The sequence below is a fragment of the Kribbella sp. NBC_01505 genome (assembly GCF_045040285.1).
Classification (GTDB): Bacteria; Actinomycetota; Actinomycetes; order Propionibacteriales; family Kribbellaceae; genus Kribbella.
The window spans coordinates 7210531-7228833 of sequence record NZ_CP109425.1 but is presented as its reverse complement, the minus strand read 5'-3'; the positions used below and the strand labels follow the sequence as shown (position 1 = coordinate 7228833).

Here is an 18303-nt window from a genome sequence, read left to right as displayed (position 1 = left end):
GGTCAGCGAACGTGCGGGGTGGCGGACTCCGCAGGCGTGTAGTTGAGCGGGATACCCAGCGTCTCGTCATGGTCGGAGGCGCCGATCAGGACCACACCGAGGACCGGGGCGCCGGCATAGTGCAGCGCGCCGGTGAGCCGGGCGACGTCCATCTCCTTGTCGTGACCCACCTGCACCACCAGAACCGACGCGTCCACAGCAGCCGCCAGCGGCGAGATGCCGTGCCGGCCGACCGCGGCGGGGCCGTGGATGATGACCGAGTAGCCCGGGGGCAGGTCGGCCACGATGCCCGGGACGAGCGACGGGCCGACGGCCGACGCGGTCTCCTCGTGGTTCAGCCCTGGGGGCAGCACGTAGAGGTCGGCGACCGGGCCGGGACGGAACAGCTTGCGGGCGCGGATCGCCCGCGTCGCCGCAGGCTCCATGACCAGGTCGGTCAGGCCCTCGTGGCCGGTCACGTGCGGCAGGACCGGCGTACCCTCCACGTCGGCGAGGACCAGCAGCGTCTCGCGGCCGTCGCGGGCGTTCGCCTCGGCCATGGCCAAGGCGATACCGGCCGCGTTCGGGCTCTGCGATGCCGAGACGACCAGCAGCGCACCGGGGCCACCGCTGGCGAAGGCGCGCGCGCTCAGCTCGCGGCGGGCCAGCGCACCGCTCGCTTCCGCACCCAGTGCAGTGATCTCGTACTGCGGGAGCTCCGGAGCCGACCGGTGCCAGATCCGCCGCCGGTTCCCCTCGGAGGCCGCGATGACCGGCGAGCTCGACGCCCGCGCAGCCTGGTCGCGAGTCAGGATGTACGGCGTGAGGTGCGTCCTCGCCAGCGCGAGGCCCAGACCGAGCACCAGCCCGAGGATGCCGCCGACCAGGATGTCCCGCGCCACCATGGGCGACGATGACGCGGTGTCGGTCGTGGCCGGGGTGACCAGCTCGCTCCCGGCGCCCACGCCGGTCAGCGCCTTGCGCATCGCGGAGGCATCGTCAGCGGCCTGACGGGCTTCGGTGGCCAGCCCGACCCGCTGGTCGCGCAGCTGGCTCGCGGTCTGCGTGTCCCCACGCGCGACGGCCTCGTCGATCTGGCTGACCAGCGACCGGGACTGCGTGTTCGCGGTCTTTGCCCGGTCCGTGGCCTGACCGGCCAGTGTGGTGAGCAGGGCCTTGGCCGCGTCGTTGCGCTGCTTCAGGTAGATGTTCGCGATCGCGTTCGCCCGCTGCACGGCCTGTGCCGCGGTGGGCCCATCGGTCGTCACCAGGTACGCGTTGTCGGTGACCGCCTTGACCCGGGTCACCGTGGCGAGATCCTGGATGGTCTGGTCGGTGGTCGGGAGCCCGAGGGACTGCGCGACACCGCGCAACAGCCGCGGGCTCGCCATCACTCGTGCCTGGGTCTCGGCCGGCAGATCCATGCCGAGCGGTCCGGTCTTGTCCGTACTGCTCGGCAGCTTGCCGACCAGCGCGGGCGGCACCGCCGGACCGATGACGAGCTGACTGGACGCCGTCCAGCGCTGGGTCTGGGCCAGCGCGAAGACCGACGCGCCCACCAGACCGAGCACGACACAGGCCAAGATCAGCCACTTCTGCCGTAGCAGTGACTGAGCGGTTTCCCGCCAGACCACGGTGCCCGGTTCCATCCCAACCTCATTCCGTCGATCAGCGCGCATCAGGATAGCCACGACGGCAGGGCGTGGCGAGTCGGTCTCGCTCTGTGCCCTAACCTCTAGCCAAGGTCTCGGGGGCACGTAGCAGACCGTTTATGTCCTAGGGGGGACATCGCAGCATGAAGAGATGGTTCGTCACGTCCGTTACCGCCGCGGCTTTGGTGGCGGGATCACTGGTGTTCGCGCCGGCCGCGCAGAGCATCGAAGCCTCGCTTTCGGCCACCGACAGTCCCGTCTGGCAGACCAACGCCAGCGTGCAGGGCTTGGCCGTCGCCGGAGGCAAGGCCTACGCCGGAGGCCGGTTCACCAGTGTCCGCCCGCCAGGCGCCGCGGCCGGTACCAGTGAGGTCGCCCAGGCGTATCTGGCCGCCTTCGACCAGAGCACCGGCGAGCTGGCGAGCTCCTTCGCGCCGGTGCTGAACGATCAGGTGTACGCCGTCGCCGCATCCGCCGACGGATCCCGGATCTTCATCGGTGGCGACTTCACCACGGTCGGCGGCGTCACCCGCAACCGGATCGCCGCGTTCGACACCGCCACGGGCGCACTGCTCGCGGACTGGAAGCCGAGCGTCTCCTACCGGGTCAAGACGATCGCCGTCTCCGGAAACACCGTGTACTTCGGTGGCTCGTTCGGCCTCGTCAACGGCCAGGACCGGCCCCGGCTCGCCGCAGTGACCGCCGACACCGGCGCACTGCTGCCGTTCGCGCCCAACGTCAACGGTGATGTGTACGCCGTGGACGCCACCGATGACGGCTCGAAGGTATACGCCGGGGGCCAGTTCAGTCAGGTCAACGGCACCAGCCAGAACACCGTGGCCAGCCTGGACCCGGCGACCGGTGCCGTGCTCCCCTTCCCCGGGGCGTCCGCCGTACCGCCACCGAACGGCTCCTGCACGACCCGGGTCAAGTCGATCGACGTCAGCGGCGACACGGCGTACTTCGGGAACGGCGGTGACGGCGGTGGCTGCTTCGACGGCACCTGGGCCGTCGAGGTCGCGACCAATGCGCTGAAGTGGAAGAACCAGTGTCTCGGCGCGACCGAAGCGGTCAAGGTCGTCAACGGCTGGCTCTACAAGGGCTCGCACGCTCACGACTGCGCGAACCAGGGCGCCGGCGGCTTCCCGCAGGGCTTCGGCTACCGCTTCCTGCTCAGCCAGAAGCTCACCGACGGCCAGCTCGGCCCGTGGTTCCCGAACACCAACGCCGGTCCGCCCACCGAGGTCGGCCCGCTGGCGTTCGCGACCGGCGGCAGCGACCTGTGGGTCGGTGGCGACTTCACCACCACGAACGGCGTCGGCCAGCAGGGCCTGACCCGCTTCACGAACGCGGGTCCGGGTGCAGCACCCGCCAAGCCGGCGAAGCTCACGCCGTACAGCGTCGATGCGGGCACTGTGCAGATCCACTTCCCGACTGTGGTCGACAACGACGACAGCACGCTGACCTACCGCCTGCTCAAGGGCTTCAGCAACACCACCATCGCCACGTGGACGGCCAAGTCGACGCCATGGGACCGGCCCTGGCTGCACTACACGGACACCAACGTCACACCCGGCGAGTCGACGAACTACCGCGTCGAGGTCACCGACGGCAGTACGACGCTGCGCGGCAACTACTCCGACCCGGTGACCGTGGCGAGCGCGAAGTCCACGGCCTACGACCAGATCGTCGGCGCCGACGGCCCGCAGGCCTACTGGCGACTCGGCGAGCCCTCCGGTACGACGACCTCGGTCGACGCGTCCGGCCAGAGCAACAACGGCACCTTCACCGGTATGGCGCTCGGCGCGGCCGGTGCGATCGCCGGGAACACCGCTGCGTCCACCAGCTCGAGCAGTGGCCGGATGGTGGGTGAGAAGGCCTACAGCATGCCGCAGCAGTTCACCGTCGAGGCTTGGATCAAGCAGAGCGGCAGCAAAGGCGGCCGCATCCTCGGCTTCGGCAACTCCAAGACCGGCAACAGCACCGGCGGCGGCGACCGGATGCTCTACCTGCGCTCGAACGGCGCGGTGCTGTTCGGCGTCAACGACGGCTCCCAGCGGACCGTGACCAGCCCGTCGGGCAAGAACGACAACCAGTGGCACCACGTTGTCGGCACCTTCGACAACGGTCTCCTGAAGCTCTACGTCGACGGAGTCCTGTCCGGCAGCACCAGCGCCGGCACGGCGTCCCTGTACTACGGCTGCTGGCGGATCGGGTACGACAACACCAGCTCGTGGACCGGCGGCGGGGCCACCCAGACCGGACTGGCGATCGACGAAGCGGCGGTCTACCCGTATGCCCTGAGCCCTGCACAGGTGCAGACGCACTACGATGCCCGATGAGCATTCTGTCGGGGAGTTGTCGCTCAAAGTCATCATGCGCTTGACTGATGCTCCCCGCCCAGTCAAAGGAACTTGATGAAGAAGCTAGTTCTGATTGTCGTCACCGCCGCGGCCGTCGTCGCCGCGGCGCTGATCCCGTCCGGCCCACCCGTAGAGGCTGCCTCGAAGGGCTTCGGCTCCGCGGTGTCGGCGGTGCGGCAGACCGCCTGGCAGACGAACAGCAGCGTGAACGCCCTGGCGGTCGCCGGGAACGTCGTCTACGCCGGTGGCCTCTTCGACAGGATCCGTCCGCCGGGCGTGGCCAAGGGCAAGCAGGAGGCGGTCCGCACTTATGTTGCCGCCTTCAACAAAACCACCGGCGCGCCGACCACCTTCGCCCCGAAGCTGAACGGTCCCGTCTACAGCATCGCGACCAGCCCGGACGGCAAGTGGGTGGCGCTCGGCGGTGACTTCAGCACGGTGAACGGCGTGAAGCGCAGCAAGATCGCGCTGTTCAGCGTCGCCACCGGCCAACTGGCCGCGAGCTGGGACCCGGTGGTCGCGGCCCGGGTCAAGTCGATCGCCATCTACGGCAACAGCGTCTACTTCGGTGGTGCGTTCACCAAGGTCGACGGCCAGGTCCGCAACCGCGTCGCCGCCGTCACCCTGAACACGGGTGTGCTGCAGGCGTGGAACCCGAACGCCGACGACGACGTCTACGCGGTCGCGACCTCCGACAACGGCGCCCGGGTCTTCGTCGGCGGCCCGTTCACGACCATCAACGGCCGTGACCACTACTCGCTCGCGATGGTGAACCCCACCACCGGCGCCGCGCTGGCGATGCCGGCCGCGGCCGAGATCCCGAAGCCGACCTGGGGCTGCACCACCCGGGTCAAGGTGATCGACACCGCCGACAACAAGGTCTTCATCGGCAACGGCGGGGACGGGGCGGGCTGCTACGACGGGATCATCGCCGCCGACGCGACCACCGGCAAGCTGCTCTGGCAGAGCAACTGCCTGGGCGCGAACGAGGCCCTCAAAGCGATCGACGGCTGGCTCTACAAGGGCTCGCACGCCCACGACTGCAGCCAGGACGGCTCGTTCGGCGACGGGACCGGCACGCACTTCCTGCTCGTCCAGAGCGGGGCCACCGGCAAGATCGGCCCCTGGTTCCCGAACACCGACGCCGACCAGAACAGCGCCACCAAGGTCGGCCCGCTGGCCTTCGCCGGCGACAGCACCGGTCTGTGGGCCGGTGGCGACTTCCTCAACGTGAACGGCAAGCCCGCCCAGGGCCTGACCCGCTTCAGCAGCGCGCCGGGCGGTTCGGTGCCCGGCGTACCGAAGGCGCCGGCGGTGACCGCGGGCGCCGCCAAGGTCACGATCAAGTTCACCGACGTCTACGACGCCGACAACATCGGGCTGGTCTACAACGTGTTCCGCGGGAACACCAGGATCGGCTCCTACAAGTACAACTCCTACTTGTGGGAGAAGCGGAAGACCTACACGGTGACCGACACCGGTGTGAAGTCCGGCCAGACGGTCGGATATCGAATCGAGGTCACCGACGACCGCAACACGGTCAAAAGCTCGACAGCGTCAGTGAAGGTGCACTAGAACTAAGGGTCTGCCCGACCGGGCAGACCCTTCGCTTTCGCCCACCGGCCGCCTGCCGGTCCCCTGCCAAAATTCAACACAGTCGCCCGTTTTTCGCCCTCTTTACCCATAGCCGCACGGGGCGGCCCGATCTACCTTTGAACCCAAGGGGGGTTCATAAAAGTGAGGAAATTAATCGCTGCGCTCAGCGCGGCAGGTCTCGGCGTTGCCGGGCTCCTGGTCGCCCTGCAGCCGGCTCAAACCGCTGTCACCACCGCCGGTCCGCTCACCGCGCTGCCGGCCTCGGCCTGGCAGACCGACGCGAGTGTGCTCGGACTCGCCGTCGCCAAGAACAAGGCCTTCGTCGGTGGCCGCTTCCTGAACGTGCGTCCGCCGGGCGCCGCGCCGGGCGCCAGCCAGACCAGCCGGACGTATCTGGCGGCCTTCAACCAGACCACCGGTGCGCTCGACACGTCGTTCAACCACGTGCTGAACGGCATCGTCTGGTCGATCGTCGCCTCGGCCGACGGCTCGAAGGTCTACATCGGCGGTGACTTCACCAAGGTCGACGGCGTCACCCGGAACCGGCTGGCCGCCTTCGACACCACCACCGGCGCCCTGATCGCGAACATCAAACCCAGCGTGTCGTACCGGGTGAAGACGCTCGCCATCGGCGGCAACAGCCTGTACTTCGGTGGCTCGTTCGGACTCGTCAACGGGGTGACCCGCAACCGCGCCGCCGCGATCAGCACGGTCGACGGCACGCTGCAGCCGTGGGATCCGAACGCGGATGCCGACGTGTACGCGATCGACGCGGCCGACGACAACTCCAAGGTCTACCTCGGCGGCACCTTCACCACGGTCGGCACCACCAGCCATTGGGCGGTGGCCAGCGTGAACAGCACCACCGGTGCGATCCTGCCGTTCACTGCCGCCTCCGCCGTACCGGCCCCGACCACGAAGTGCAAGAGCCGGGTCAAGGACATCGAGACGGTCGGCACCAAGGTGTACTTCGCCAATGCCGGTGACGGCGGCGGCTGCTTCGACGGCACCTGGGCCGCTGATGTCGCTACCGGCAACCTGGTGTGGAAGAACACCTGCCTGGGCGCGACCGAGGCGATCACGATGGTGCAGGGCTGGCTGTTCAAGGGCTCGCACGCCCATGACTGCGGTGCTGCCACGTCGGGCTCCGCGTTCCCCGACGGCTACGGCAACCACTACCTGCTGCTGCAGAACCCGGCCGACGGCAAGATCGGTCCCTGGTTCCCGAACACCAACGCCGCGGCACCGACCCAGGTCGGTCCGCTCGTCTCCGCCACCGGCGGGGCCGACCTGTGGGTCGGCGGTGACTTCACCACGGTGAACGGCGCCGGTCAGCAGGGCCTGGCTCGCTTCACCGGGCTCGGGAACGGCGCTGTGCCGCTCGGCCCGGCGTTGCCGACGCTGTCCAACGCCGTCACCAAGCAGGTGAAGGCGACCGTCCAGACGTCGCTCGACAACGACGACGTCACGCTCACCTACCGCCTGCTGCGCGGGTCGGCGAACACGGTCGTGGCCACCACGACCGCGAACTCGACCTTCTGGAGCCGGCTGAGCATCTCGCTGACCGACACCAACGCACCAGTCGGTTCGCAGACGTATCGCATCGAGGTGACGGACGGGAAGAACACCGTCCGCGGTGGCTTCAGCACCATCACCGTCAAGTAACCAGCTGTGGTTGAGCCCCCGGTCCCTCTGGGCCGGGGGCTCAGTCATGAGACGCGGCGGCGTCATACCAGAGGCGTACGTCCGGACCGCCAAGATGAGCCTGCTGGCCGATGCCCGGTGGCCTGTCTGCCGGGGATGCTGTTCTCATGACAAGGACCCTGCGACTGGTTGGTGCAGTCCTGGCCGGTGCCGCACTCGCGACCGCACTGATGATCGGCTGCCATCGGCCCGGGACCCGCATGTGGACGACCGCGGCCTCCCTGACGATCACCATCGCCGACCAGATCCGCGGCGGCGCCGACACCATCAACCCGTCGACGTTCACCAGGCTGCTGGGCAACAGGTAGTTCAGCTGTTGGCGCGGCGGTGCGCAGCGATCGCGCGGTGCGCCTGGTGCATCCACAGCAGCAGGGTGCAGAACGACGCCCCGGCCAGACCCCAGGCCGCGCCCTTGGCGCCCTCCAGAAGTGCCCCTCCGACGCCGCAGACGACCAGTACGACGGATGAGACCAGCCGGACGCCCAATCCACGGTTCGCGGCCGCCAGAGCCCGCAGAATCGCGAAGGCACCCGCATTCGAGGCCCCGAACGCCTGCAACAGGATCACCGGGATCAGTACGGCGTGTGCCTGCGCCCAGACACCTGGTCCCAGCAGCTCGCGCCCCACGACCGGTGGCAGCAGCAGGAAGACCGCTCCCCAGGCCAGCGCCCCCGCACCGACCCCGAACGAGATGGCCAGTCCGACCAGCCACAGCCGTCGGTAGGAGTGCCGCAGCGCACGGCCTGCCTCGGGCACGGAGATCATCCGGATGCCCTGGTTGAGCACGTTCACCGGGCCCAGCAGCACCTGAGCGCCACGGATACCCGCAGTGGCAGCCAAACCAGCGGCAGCGGTGATGCCGAGCATGTAGACCTGGATGGTGCCCGAGATCGCCAGCATCTCCCCGACATACTTCGGGGTCAGGTCCCAGTTCCGGCGCACCCACTCCCTGATCAGCTGCCGTCGTGGCGCCACCCCGGACTGGAAACGACCAGCGATTGCGGCGATCACCGCACCGAGGCCCCAGGCGAAGGTGATCGTGGCTGCGGAGTCGGTGTCGGTCAGGTACAGCCCGCCGAAGATCGCGAGCATGCTCAGCAGCCAGATCAGGTCGTTCAGGAAGGCCTTATAGCCCTCCCCCACGACGAAGAACGCCCAGCGCCACGCGTCCTGCAGCAGTAGACCGGGCATCGTGACGGCGAAGGCGATCAGTACGCCCTTGGACGGCACCCCTGGGAACAGGGCGATCGCCAGCGCGACCAGTAGCGCGAGAGACCCGACGAGCAGCGCAGTCGCCGTACTGGCTCGGACTGCTCGCTCCCAGGCCGGACTGCGGCCTTCAGCGGAGTGCCGGACGGCCAGTGGCTCGGTGGCGATCGCACGGGAGACGTTGAGCGCGATCGTGTAGCCGCCGAAGGCCAGTGCGTACACACCGAAGTCGGCGACCGAGCTCGACCGCGCCACGACCACACCGACAGCCAGATTGCTCAGGCTGGACAGAGCCTGGTCGCCCAAACCCCAGCCCGCGCGACCGGCCGGTCCGGCCAGTCGACGTAACTTCGGCCGCCGGAACCTCACCCCGGCACGTTACACAGCACGCGGTGGGCGGCGCAGGATGCCGAAGGCGAAACGCGGGATGCCGATCAGATAGCGCTTCCAGAGCCGCCGCGGCTCCTTGTACAGCCGGTAGCTCCACTCCAGCCCGGCGCGCTGCATCCACAGCGGCGCACGGTCGAGCCGGCCGGTGTGGAAGTCGAACGCCGCGCCGACGCCGATCAGGATCGATGCGTTCAGACGCTCGCGGTGCTCGGCCATCCAGCGCTCCTGCTTCGGCGCACCGAGGCCGATCCAGATGATGTCCGGCCGCGCCGCGTTCAGCCGGTCGACCGTCTCGGCGTCCTCGGCCTCGGTCAGCGCCCGGTACGGCGGGCACTCGACCCCGACCACCTTCAGCGCCGGGTGCTTGTCCTGGAACGTCATCCGCAGCTCGTCGGCAACGCCCTCGGCACCGCCGTAGAAGTACTGCGTCCAGCCGCGCTCGGCTGCCTCGGCCATCACGCGCTCGAGCAGGTCCGGCCCGGCCACACGGTCCATCTGCTCGAAGCCGGCCTTCTTGCCGGCCCAGACCAGCGGCATCCCGTCCGGCACGACGAGGCCGGCCGTGTTGTAGACGTGCGCCAGCCGCTCGTCCGCCTTCGCGTGCAGCAACGCGTTCATGTCGGTGACGCACACCAGCTGACGCTCACCGTTGTCGATCCAGCGCTCGAAGGTCGCGACCGTGGCATCGAGATTGGTCACGCTGACCTGGATGCCGAGTACGTCGACGCGGTCCGCTGCCGTCGCAGGGGCCTCAAGGTCGGTCATCGGTCGTCCTCCGGGTTCAGCAGGGCCAGATCCGCGTCGACCATGATGCGGACCAGTTCAGGCACGTGGGTCTGGGCCTTCCAGCCCAGCTCGGTGTTCGCCTTCGACGCATCACCGATCAACGAATCAACCTCTGTCGGACGCTCGTACCGGGAGTCGTGGTCGACGAACTCCTCCCAGTCCAGCCCGACATGCTCGAACGCCAACGACACGAAATCACGCACCGAGTACGACGTACCGGTCGCGATCACGTAGTCCGCCGGGACGTCGTGCTGCAGCATCCGCCACATGCCCTCGACATACTCGGGCGCATAGCCCCAGTCACGGCAGGCATCCAGATTCCCCAGATACAACCGCTCCTGCCGGCCGAGCTTGATCGCCGCCACCGCACGAGTGATCTTCCGGGTCACGAAGGTCTCACCACGCCGCGGCGACTCGTGGTTGAACAGGATCCCGTTCACCGCGAACATGTCGTACGCCTCGCGATAATTCCGCGTCATCCAGTACCCGTACAGCTTCGCCGCCCCGTACGGCGACCGTGGGTAGAACGGGGTCAACTCGTTCTGCGGGGGCGGCGTCGCACCGAACATCTCCGACGACGACGCCTGATAGAACCGGCAATCCAACCCGATCATCCGGATCGCCTCGAGCAACCGCGTCGTCCCCATGCCCGTCGTGTCACCGGTGTACTCGGGCTCATCGAACGACACCCGTACATGCGACTGCGCGGCCAAGTGATACACCTCAGCCGGCTGGATCGACGCCAGCAACGTCACCAGCCGCGACCCGTCGGTCAGATCCCCGTAGTGCAGGAACAGCCGCTTCCCGGTCTGATGCGGATCCTCGTACAGGTGGTCGATCCGCTTCGTGTTGAACGTCGAAGCCCGCCGGATCAACCCGTGCACCTCGTAGCCCTTGGCAAGCAAGAGCTCAGCCAAGTACGACCCGTCCTGCCCGGTGATACCAGTGATGAAGGCTTTTTTCATGCAGAGTGCTCCAAGTACCAGGCGTAGGTGGCGGCCACTCCGTCAGAGAGGTCGATGGTCGGCTTCCACCCCAACGCCCGCAGCCGGCTCACATCGAGCAGCTTGCGCGGCGTCCCGTCCGGCTTGGACAGATCGTTGCTAATGGCCCCTTCGAACCCGACGACGCGGGCCACGAGCTCAGCCAGCTCCTGGATCGTTACATCGTCACCGACCCCGACATTGATCGGCTCCGGCTCGTCGTACACGTCCAGCAGATGCAGGCACGCATCGGCCAGGTCATCCACGTGCAGGAACTCGCGGCGCGGCGTACCGGTCCCCCACAGCACCACCTCGGGCGCACCCGCGACCTTGGCGTCGTGGAAACGCCGGATCAGCGCCGGCAACACGTGCGACGACGTCAGGTCGAAGTTGTCGTTCGGTCCGTACAGATTGGTCGGCATCGCCGAGATCCAGCGCAGCCCGTACTGCCGGCGGACCGCCTGCACCTGCATGATGCCGGCGATCTTCGCGATCGCGTACGCGTCGTTGGTCGGCTCGAGCTCGCCGGTCAGCAGACTCGACTCGCGGATCGGCTGCTCGGCGTACTTCGGGTAGATGCACGACGATCCGAGGAACAACAACCGCGGCGTCCGTACGTCGAGCGCCGCGTCCATCAGGTTCACCTGGATGCGCAGGTTGTCGCTGAGGAACTCGGTCGGGTGATCCCGGTTGGCCAGAATGCCGCCGACCCGGGCCGCGGCATCGATCACCACGTCCGGCTTGTGCTCGGCGAAGAAGGCGAAGGTCGCATCGCGGTCCCGCAGGTCCAGCGAGGACGACGTGGCACCGATCAGCCGGGTGTGTCCGGCCGCCTCCAGCCGCCGCCAGATGGCGGAGCCGACGAGGCCACGGTGGCCCGCCACATAAACGGTCGCGTCTTGGTCCATTTCAGTACGCTCCCGCGCCGTAGATCACCGCACGCACGGTCTTCCAGAGAATCAGCAGATCAAGGGTCATCGACCAGTTGTCGACGTACCGCAGGTCGAGCCGGACCGACTCGTCCCAGGACAGGTCGCTGCGGCCGCTGACCTGCCACAGGCCGGTGATGCCGGGCTTGACCAGCATCCGGCGGGAGTCGTCGGCGGCGTACAGCGCGACCTCCTCGGACAGCGGCGGGCGCGGCCCGACCATCGACATGTCACCGCGGAGCACGTTGAACAGCTGCGGCAGCTCGTCGAGCGAGAAGCGCCGGATCCAGCGGCCCAGCGGTGTCATCCGCGGGTCGTCGCGCATCTTGAAGATCACGCCGTTGCCGTCGCTCAAGGCGTAGAGATCGCCGAGCCGCTGCTCGGCATCGGAGTACATGCTGCGGAACTTGAGCATGGTGAACTCGGTGCCCGCGCGGCCGACCCGCTGCTGCCGGAACAGCACCGGCCCCGGGCTCGACAGCCGGACCGCGAGCGCCAGGCCGATCAGGAGCGGCGAGAGCAGGACGATCATGCCGAGCGCGAGGGCGCGGTCGAAGGCGGCCTTGATCAGATGCGGACCGCCGCTGACCGACGGGCGCTCCAGGTGCAGCAACGACAAGCCGGCGACCGGCCGGACCGAGATCCGCGGTCCGGCGACCTCGATGATGCCGGGCGAGACGATCAGCTCGATGCCGCGCTGCTCGAGCGCCCAGGACAGCCGGCGCAGTGAGTGGCCGACCAGCTCCGGGTCGGTGGCGATGGCAACGACCTCGACCGCGTGCCGGTCGGCGGTCGCCAGGATGTCCGCCGCGTCCAGCTCATCGACGTGCAGCGGACCGTCGGTCACCTCTTCGGCGCGCGGCCGGCAGGTGGCGACCACCCGGAACCCGTCGGTCGGCCGGCTCTCGAGGTGCTCACACAAGGTTGCGGCCGGGACGCTGTGCCCGACCACGAGAACCCGATGCATACAACGGCCTCGAACCCGGTGCCGATGCAGGTCTTTGCGCAGTGCGTAGCGCAGGAAGAGCGCGGCCGCGCACATCACCGGGATCGCCAGCACGACGAAGCCGCGGGCGATCTCGGTCTTCGTCACGTACGACGCCATCGCCACGGCCGCGGTCAGGCCGACCCCGGACCGCAGCAGCGAACGGAACTCGTCCGGCCCGGTGCCGAAGTACCGGGGGTCGTAGCCCTTGGACAGCGCGACCGCGGCCACCCAGGCCAGCGGCAGCAGGCTGCTCACGATCAGATAGCCACTGCCGACACCGGAACCGAAGCGGGTCAGCAACGCGACGAAGACGCCGAGCATCGCGGCCAGCAGGTCACCGCCGACAGCGGCCCAGCGATACACCCCGACCCAGCGGGGCTCGGTCGAACGCGACGACCGCGGAACGATAGCGGGAACTTCGTGCGGAACCACCCAGAACGGACGACGGCCATCGACCGCGTCCGGCGCCTCAGCTCCGCTCACTCCGCTTCCTCGTGTCTGCGCGTCATACCTGTCAAACGGGGATCACCGCACTAAGTGACGGTGAAATCCGGGTTTCCTCATTCCAAATTCCACTCGCTCATTGACAGCGAGTCACGGCAGGTTACTACGCGCCGCCAGGTACGGCGACCTCCGAAGCGGAACCGTTGCAGAGAACTTGCACAGCCCGATCGGGCACCAGCCTGGGCAACCTTCGCATACCGGAAAGGACGTGAGGCAGCCAACACTCGATGGACGCCGAACTTAGGTGACCCTAACCTGGTGGTCATCACCCCCCGTAGCGAAGGAGCGGAATGACCACGATCGACGACCTGATCGGTTTCGGGGCCGATGCGTGCCACGGCTACGCGCCGGAACCGAACGCGGCGGTGTGGCTGGCCGCACGCCGCGATCGGGACGCCGTCCCCAGCGGCGCCGGTCTGGGCGGTGACACCGTTCCGGCCGCGGAGCTGGGCCCGGAGACCCGCGCCGAGTTCGCGGCCACCCTGGCCGAGCGCGGCCTGGACCTCGCCGACTTCCAGCTGATCGCCCTGCCTCCCCGGCACTGGACAGACCGGATCGCGGTAACCCTGGCCGGCGAACTCGCCCGCCGCAACCTCGTACTCCTCGGCGAAAACTCCTACGCCTCAGCCCGAGCCGTCTGAACAGCGGCCCGGGCGAGGGATTCAGACGGTGGCGGGCTTGGGGGTGTCGAAGGATTCGATGATGTCGGACGGGATGTGCTCGAGGTCGCTGACCCGGAGGTAGTCGCCCATCGTGGTGCCGGTGCACTCGGAGTCGATGTTGGGCGCTCCGCGGCCACTGGTCGCGTCGTCGAGGTGGACGGTCCGCAGGTCGATGCTGAACCGGGTCCGTCCCGACGTGTTCGGCACGCTGGAGTGCAGTTGGGCCCCGGAGAACAGGATCAGGCCGCCCGGCTTGACGATCGGGCGCAGTTGCGGGACCAGCTCGACCTCTTGTTCGGGCTTCGGCTGGATCCGGGTGTCGACGCCGATCTGGGTCGCCGCGATCTTCCGGCTGGTGGCGTTCCAGTCCGCGTAGTTGTAGACCCGCGAGCTGTTCCGCACCGGGGTCTCCCAGTACTTGGGGTGGAAGGCCAGCCCGTTGGTCTCGCCGATCGCGAAGATCGGCAGCCACCAGTTGAGCTGGACCGAGGGCGCGGAGTACCAGGTGTCGCGGTGCGGATGGAACGCGAACGCGATCCCGGTGGTCAGGTAGTCGTCCGACGTCGAGCTGCGCATCCGCGGCACGTCGAGATAGACCTGCTTGGGGTCGCAGCCGAAGTCGGTCAGCATCTCCTGGATCAGCCGCTTGGACTCCGGGTGGTGGATGAAGCGCGGCTTGAGTTCGGCCAGCAGGGCGGCGTAGTCCTCCACCGCCATGTCGTACTGCGCGGTCTCCGGGTCCATCGGCGCGAACGCCTCCTTGGCCAGCTCGGCCGCGAACTCGGTCAGCGCCAGCGTCGACGGACGCGGCGAGTAGACGAACAGGTCGCCCTCGTACAGCTTCTCGCGGCGCTCGTCGTCAGTGAGCTCCGCGTCGACGTAGATGGAATGCATGGTGTCCCCCTTCAGACAACCGGCTGCGCGGGGCGAATCCCCGTGTTTTCGAGAAAGGCCAGCGCCCGCTGCCCGGCGACGTCGGCGGTGAACTCCACCTCGGCCCGGGCCCGCGCGGCGGCGGCCAGATCGGACTGCTCGGCCGGACTCCCCATCAGGCCGATCAGTACGTCAGCGGCCGCGACGGAGTCGTCGAGCGGCCAGAACAATCCGTCCGTTCCGGGACGCACCACTTCGGGTACGCCGCCAACCGGAGCAGCGATCACCGGGAGGCCTTCGGCCATCGCCTCGGCGAGCACGATGCCGAAGCTCTCGGTGGTCGAGGTGTGGCAGTAGATCCGGTGTTCACGCATCAAGGCCCGGGCATCGGCCTGGTAGCCGAGGAAGGTCACCTGGTCCGCCAGCCCGAGCTCGGTGGCCCGCGCCTCGAGGGCGGACCGCTCGACGCCGTCGCCGACCACCGAGAGCGTGTAGCGATGACCGCGCTCCGCGGCGGCCGCGAGGATCTCCAGCAGGTAGCGGTGGTTCTTCCGTGAGTCCAGCCTGCCGACGGTGATCAGGTCGGCGCGCGGCTCGGCGCGGCCGTGCGTCGCCGGCCTGCTCGCGACGGCGTTCGGAATCACCGCGCCCGGTACGTCGCGCAACGCCGGAAGCCGTGCTTCCAGGCCGGCCCGGGTGAACTCGGAGACGTACACGATGCCGTCAAGTCCGCCGAGTACACGCTCTTCGGACGATCGGATGGATCGGAACAGCCGGCCGTCACGGGGCAGCTCGCCCTCGTCGGCCCACTCGTCGGCCTGGGAGGTGTTGAAGTGCGTCACCATCACCACCGGCTGGGTGGTCCGCACCTGCAGCGCGACCCCCGCGGAGATCGGGCACTGCGCGTAGATCACCGCGTCCGGCCGGTCGGCGAGCCACTTGGCCAGCGCCACCTTCAAGTACCGGGCGTGCCAGTGCTCGTGCCACCACACAGCCGCGGCCCGGCTGATCGGCCGGATGCCGAGCCGGGCGGCGAAGAGCGGCAGCACGAACGGTGACCGTGCCTGGAACGGCGTCACGACCTGCACCGGCTCCGACCGGCCGCGCAGATAGGCGTCGAAGGTCCGCACGTGACTTTGCAGGCCCGATCCCCCGTCGTACCGCATCAGGCTGGCGATCACGATCTCTGTCATACCGCGGCGCTCTCCACTGCGGCCGCGGCGACGTGTTGCCGCCGGGCCTTGGCCAGCCGCTGCCACCAGAGAGCCGCACCAGCGACAGAGGCGCAGGCACTCCCCCAGACAACACCCTCGGCGTGCCAGAACACACCACCGAGCGCAGCCAGACCGACAAACAGACTGGTGACGATGACCTGGACCTGCATGGTCTGGTCGGCTCGACCCAACGCCCGCAGCCCGGCCGACGGACCAACCTGCATGCAGCCGGCAGTAGCGCTGACGATCACGCCGAGCACCAGCGCCTCCGCACCCGGCCAGACGGAGCCGAGCACCAGCTCACCAACGCCGAGCGGGAAGATGACGAGGATCACCACACCCCACGCGAGCGCCATACTGGCAAGGCCGCCGCTCAGTGCGGCACACAGCTTCCACAGCGCCCGGTCACTCCGCCCAAGCGCCCTGGCAGCCTCCGGTACGGCGACCTGTCCGACACCCATGAGCAGCGCGGCCACCGGACCGATGAGCATCTCCGCTCCTCGGATCGAACCGGCCGCGGCCAATCCACCGGTCGCGGCAACGATCAGTGGCCGGATCTGGCCGCCGGCACCGAGGACGACGTTCTCGATCAGGAACCGCCCTCCGAGGTCGCCGTGCCGACGCATCCACTCGGCCGCGGCCGCGGGTCTCGGTACGACACCGCCCTGCCAGATCCCGAACAGCCCAGCCACTGCCGCCGTACCGCCGAAGGTGAGCAGTGCGGCGGTGAGTCCGAAGCCCAGGTACTGACCGGCGAACAGACCGCCGATCATCAGCACGGTCCAGACGGTGTCGTTGAGGAAAGTCTTCTTGCCGTCACCGGCGGCGAAGAAGGCCGACCGCCAGCTGTCCTGCAGCATCAGCCCCGGCATCACGATGCCGAGGGCAACAAACGCCGTACCGACCTCGGAGCCGGGGTGTGCCATCTTGAGGCCCAGACCGATCAACACACAGACCACACCGGTGACGACACCGACCAGCAGGGCGACACCGCCCGCGGCGGCCACGGCCTTCCGTCGGCTGTCCGCACCAGCGACGCTGTAGCGGACCATCAGCGCATCGGTCGACAGCGCCCGGGAGCAGTTCAGGGCGATCGAGTAGGCGAGGAAAGCCAGGCCGAGCGCACCCAGACCGGTTGCCCCGAGCAACCTCGCGACGAAGACCCCGAGCAGGAAGTTCCCCAGGCTGGAGACCGCCTGGTCGGCGATGCCCCACCCGAGCCGGCCGGCGACCTGCTTGCGGAGGTCGCTCATCGAACGGCCACCGGCTGGGTGGCGAACAACGCGGAGTCCAGATCGCGGAAGCCTTCGACGAGCCGCTCGCGGCACTCGGCCGAACTCTCGGCCAGCGTGCGGGCGATCTCCGGCGCGCCTGCCTCCAGCTCACCGACCTGCTCGACCAATAGGTCGATGTCGAGCGAGCGAACATCCTGGACGTACTCGGCCTGCCCCATCCCAGCCATCAGCGCATCGTGTTTGCGGCCGTAGGCGATGGCCAGCGTCGGCCGGCCCATCTTCAGGCCGGCCACGACGCAGTGGTAGCGCATCGCCACGACAGTCTGCACGGACGCGATCTGGTCCATCAGTCCGTCGAACGACGAGAACGGCTCGTAGCTGACCGGGAGCGGGCCGCTGCCCTGCCACCAGGTCCGCGCATGCGCGAGCACGGCGTCGGAGACCTCTTCGTCGAGGGCATCGCCGATCAGCAGACGGACGGTGCGGCCCGACTCGACCAGCTTCTGCACCAGCTCCTGCATCTGCGCCACGTACTTCGTGTGCACCTCGTCCGCGCGCGGACGGTCGGTCGGGGAGCCGTAGTAGGCCATGACCCCGACTCCGACCGACTTCGGCTCCGGGTCCTTCGTCACCTCGACCGGCAGCGCGAACGCGAGGTCGGCGTACGCCCGGTCCTGTGGCTTGGCGACTCCGGTCTCCCGGCCGACTTCCAGTGAGTACTCGTCGCGGAAGGAGCGGTAGTTGACCAGCCGTGCCGCGCTCTTCAGCAGGAAGCGGATCACCGGCTCCTCGACCCGAGAGCCACCAACGCAGACCAGTGCGGTCTTCACACCGAACAGGCGACCGGTCGCAGCCATCGCCAGCATGCTGAAGGGCAGCTCCCACGGTCGCTCCGGCAGCGTTCCCTCCAGTACGCCGGCACCCGGGATGATCACGACGTCGTGGCGGCGGACCCACCGCGCCGTACGCCAGGTGTCGATGATCGCCGCCGGACCGATCCGCAGCAGCGTGAGCAGCTTCTGTGCGATCGGGGAGCTCGCCTGCTTCCGGGACTGCAGCCAGTGCAGCTCGATGGCCGGAACACCGAATCGGCGGGTGATCGCCTCGGGGCCTTCGCACATGAAGTCGAGCACTGCGCCCGGCTGCTCGGTGTGCAGGTGGTCGAGGACCGCGTCCAGCATCGCGTCGTTGCCGATGTTGCCGCCGCCGAGACGTCCGTAGAGTCCGATCTTCATG

At 68.5% G+C, this 18303-nt stretch carries 15 protein-coding genes; 5 read left to right on the top strand and 10 right to left on the bottom strand.

Translation table 11 applies throughout. The features are described from left to right. Positions 1–2 precede the first annotated feature (2 nt). The gene (locus tag OG474_RS34070) at positions 3–1628 is read right to left on the bottom strand and encodes a Wzz/FepE/Etk N-terminal domain-containing protein (RefSeq protein ID WP_405057722.1); all 1626 of its coding nucleotides are present in this window, start codon (positions 1626–1628) and stop codon (positions 3–5) included. A gap of 146 nt (positions 1629–1774) precedes the next feature. Here OG474_RS34070 and OG474_RS34065 point away from each other — a divergent pair, with 146 nt between their 5' ends. The 4 genes from OG474_RS34065 to OG474_RS34050 all read left to right on the top strand — a co-directional run bounded on the left by OG474_RS34065 (position 1775) and on the right by OG474_RS34050 (position 7602). Then, positions 1775–3973 carry a LamG-like jellyroll fold domain-containing protein gene (locus OG474_RS34065; RefSeq protein WP_405057721.1) on the top strand — a complete coding sequence of 733 codons (2199 nt, stop codon included), beginning with the start codon at positions 1775–1777 and terminating at the stop codon, positions 3971–3973. Positions 3974–4048: 75 nt separating this feature from the next. Beyond that, complete coding sequence (locus tag OG474_RS34060) at positions 4049–5569, top strand: fibronectin type III domain-containing protein (RefSeq protein ID WP_405057720.1); 1521 nt, start codon at positions 4049–4051, stop codon at positions 5567–5569. A gap of 162 nt (positions 5570–5731) precedes the next feature. Beyond that, positions 5732–7255 carry a fibronectin type III domain-containing protein gene (locus OG474_RS34055; RefSeq protein ID WP_405057719.1) on the top strand — a complete coding sequence of 508 codons (1524 nt, stop codon included), beginning with the start codon at positions 5732–5734 and terminating at the stop codon, positions 7253–7255. Positions 7256–7401: 146 nt separating this feature from the next. Next, the gene (locus OG474_RS34050; RefSeq protein ID WP_405057718.1) at positions 7402–7602 is read left to right on the top strand and encodes a hypothetical protein; all 201 of its coding nucleotides are present in this window, start codon (positions 7402–7404) and stop codon (positions 7600–7602) included. 1 nt (position 7603) lies between these two features. On the opposite strand, the gene OG474_RS34045 is transcribed toward OG474_RS34050, so the two are convergent. Genes OG474_RS34045 through OG474_RS34025 form a run of 5 tightly spaced genes read right to left on the bottom strand, consistent with a single transcriptional unit; the run spans position 7604 to position 13062 of the window. Next, positions 7604–8872, bottom strand: coding sequence for a hypothetical protein (locus OG474_RS34045; protein WP_405057717.1), 1269 nt, complete (start codon positions 8870–8872; stop codon positions 7604–7606). 9 nt (positions 8873–8881) lie between these two features. Beyond that, a complete protein-coding gene (locus tag OG474_RS34040) occupies positions 8882–9658 on the bottom strand; it encodes a WecB/TagA/CpsF family glycosyltransferase (protein WP_405057716.1) in 777 nt (258 codons plus the stop codon). After that, positions 9655–10644, bottom strand: coding sequence for a GDP-mannose 4,6-dehydratase (gmd, locus tag OG474_RS34035; protein ID WP_405057715.1), 990 nt, complete (start codon positions 10642–10644; stop codon positions 9655–9657). Before gmd ends, OG474_RS34040 begins: the two co-directional genes overlap by 4 nt. Beyond that, positions 10641–11570 carry a GDP-L-fucose synthase family protein gene (locus OG474_RS34030; protein ID WP_405057714.1) on the bottom strand — a complete coding sequence of 310 codons (930 nt, stop codon included), beginning with the start codon at positions 11568–11570 and terminating at the stop codon, positions 10641–10643. Before OG474_RS34030 ends, gmd begins: the two co-directional genes overlap by 4 nt. Position 11571: 1 nt before the next feature. Continuing rightward, positions 11572–13062 carry a sugar transferase gene (locus OG474_RS34025; RefSeq protein ID WP_405057713.1) on the bottom strand — a complete coding sequence of 497 codons (1491 nt, stop codon included), beginning with the start codon at positions 13060–13062 and terminating at the stop codon, positions 11572–11574. A gap of 311 nt (positions 13063–13373) precedes the next feature. On the opposite strand from OG474_RS34025, the gene OG474_RS34020 reads away from it, so the two are divergent. Next, on the top strand, positions 13374–13724 hold the full coding sequence (locus tag OG474_RS34020; protein ID WP_405057712.1) for an IucA/IucC family protein: 351 nt from the start codon (positions 13374–13376) through the stop codon (positions 13722–13724). 21 nt (positions 13725–13745) lie between these two features. Here the strand turns inward: OG474_RS34020 and OG474_RS34015 are convergent, their stop codons facing one another. Genes OG474_RS34015 through OG474_RS34000 form a run of 4 tightly spaced genes read right to left on the bottom strand, consistent with a single transcriptional unit; the run spans position 13746 to position 18302 of the window. After that, the gene (locus tag OG474_RS34015; protein ID WP_405057711.1) at positions 13746–14639 is read right to left on the bottom strand and encodes a hypothetical protein; all 894 of its coding nucleotides are present in this window, start codon (positions 14637–14639) and stop codon (positions 13746–13748) included. 11 nt (positions 14640–14650) lie between these two features. After that, entirely contained in the window at positions 14651–15811 is a 1161-nt protein-coding gene (locus tag OG474_RS34010; protein WP_405057710.1) for a glycosyltransferase family 4 protein, read from the bottom strand. Continuing rightward, positions 15808–17085, bottom strand: coding sequence for a hypothetical protein (locus OG474_RS34005; protein WP_405057709.1), 1278 nt, complete (start codon positions 17083–17085; stop codon positions 15808–15810). Before OG474_RS34005 ends, OG474_RS34010 begins: the two co-directional genes overlap by 4 nt. Then, on the bottom strand, positions 17082–18302 hold the full coding sequence (locus tag OG474_RS34000; RefSeq protein ID WP_405057708.1) for a polysaccharide pyruvyl transferase family protein: 1221 nt from the start codon (positions 18300–18302) through the stop codon (positions 17082–17084). The genes OG474_RS34005 and OG474_RS34000 overlap by 4 nt, the downstream gene beginning before the upstream one ends. Position 18303: the final 1 nt, after the last annotated feature.